The organism is Mesorhizobium tianshanense, assembly GCF_007830515.1.
GTDB classification, from domain to species: Bacteria; Pseudomonadota; Alphaproteobacteria; order Rhizobiales; family Rhizobiaceae; genus Mesorhizobium; species Mesorhizobium tianshanense.
On record NZ_VLKT01000151.1, the window covers coordinates 1 to 1685 of the forward strand.

The following is a 1685-nucleotide window of genomic DNA, read 5'->3' on the forward strand; positions in this document are numbered from 1 at the left end:
GAAGGAATAGCGAAGGCTGTCGCTGCGGCGGGGGGCACCGCACGTTTCATACTCCTCGGCCGCAAGTGATTATTCCTTCCGGCAAACCGGGCAACCTAGCGTGCCAGCGCGCGGGTCGAACTTTGATCGCTTCACCCCTTGCAAGAATCATGACTCGGCTTCTTGATGCGGGCATCACAGAGCGCCATGAACAGACCTTCATGAGCCGCTCGAAAGCCGCCATTCGGTCGCGGTCAGCCACTCATCCAAATTGTTAAGTTGAGCTTAAAGACGCATACGGATATCGGCATCTAATCAATGAATGCAGGTATCGCTACCTTCTCAACGGAGCGAAAGGTTTGAGAAGGATAGGTGCTTTGAATTCACGAAATCGGTACGCAGCGTCATCGTTGGTCGTTGTGGCCATGCTGGCCTCAACCGACGCAATGGCCGATCAAAAGGAGCACCTTGTAATCCAGGATCAGGGGAGCTTGGCGGTCGGCGGAACGGTTGTCACTACCCCCGGCACCTACAACAACAATGCGCCGACCGCCGAAGGGCAGAGTTCCCATGGCGACCATCTCTTGCAGGCCACGCGCGATTGCTCCTGCCTTGGGATGATCGCGCCTACGATGAAAATATGCGGATCAGCGATATCGGCTCGCTTCTGCCGTGTCATAGCAATGTCGACCCTGATGTTGTGATTTCGGCGCTCAATCGCATGATTGACGATGCCACCGACGGCAACACCGTTTTCTATGACTTCTATACACCCGAGGAAAAGCAGGCGGAGCCGGCCCTCGTGAATACGGGCCTGTTCCTTTTCCGGGGCAAACCGGGTGCGCCCTTCGCGGTCGTCGCTCCCGGCGGCGGTTTTTCCTATGTCGGCTCCGTCCACGAGGGCTTTCCATATGCCGCTGAGATCAGCAAGGCGGGATACAATGTCTTCGTGTTGAAGTACCGCCTCGGCTATGGCGGTAGAGTTGCCACCGAAGACCTGGCTGCCGCCATTTCATACATCTTCCGAAATGCCGAGGCGCTCCGGGTAAGCACCGCCGCCTATTCGCGATGGGGCAGTTCGGCGGGAGCGCGAATGGCCGCGGCGATCGGCTCGTACGGAGTTGCCGCTTATGGTGGTCCCGACCTTCCCAAGCCGGCGACCGTCGTGATGGCTTACACCGGCCACTCGGACACATCTGCTGATGAACCCCCTACCTTTGTTGTCGTCGGCGAGCGGGATGGAATAGTGCCTCCGTCAGCGATGGAGCGGCGCGTTGTGGTGCTGCGCAACGCAGGCGTGGATGTCGAATACCGCAAATACAGGGATGTCGGCCACGGCTTCGGTGTCGGCTCAAATACAAGCGCGGAAGGATGGGTGGCCGAGGCGATTCGGTTTTGGGTGCAATTTATCAATGCAGGGAAACAGTAGTGCGTAGCGCTGATAGCGGCAAAGGCGATCAACTCCGCCCGGGGCCACACATCGGCAGCGTCCATTCTGTTGATCACTCCTCCGATCTTCGAAGTCGAACTTTCGGAGAGCGCTCTTGGCCAAGCCTGCGGTCCCTGCCAATGTCAGCTTGGGGGAAGGAATTCGACAGGGCAAGGTCCGGAAAGGGTCGATTGTGTTGAAGAAGTCGGTGATTAAGCCGGGCGTTCTTTTCGCCGCGACGAGTTGCGATTGGGTCGAGGCGGCCTCCTTGCCCTAA

At 58.2% G+C, this 1685-nt stretch carries 1 protein-coding gene and 1 pseudogene; both read left to right on the plus strand.

Features of this window, described 5'->3' with window-relative positions; translation table 11 throughout:
• Positions 1-404: 404 nt before the first annotated feature.
• Positions 405-563 (plus strand): annotated as a pseudogene (locus IQ26_RS40995) (alpha/beta hydrolase); the annotation flags it as partial.
• A 56-nt stretch (positions 564-619) separates the two neighbouring features.
• The gene (locus IQ26_RS38955) at positions 620-1408 is read left to right on the plus strand and encodes an alpha/beta hydrolase (protein ID WP_145723588.1); all 789 of its coding nucleotides are present in this window, start codon (positions 620-622) and stop codon (positions 1406-1408) included.
• Positions 1409-1685: the final 277 nt, after the last annotated feature.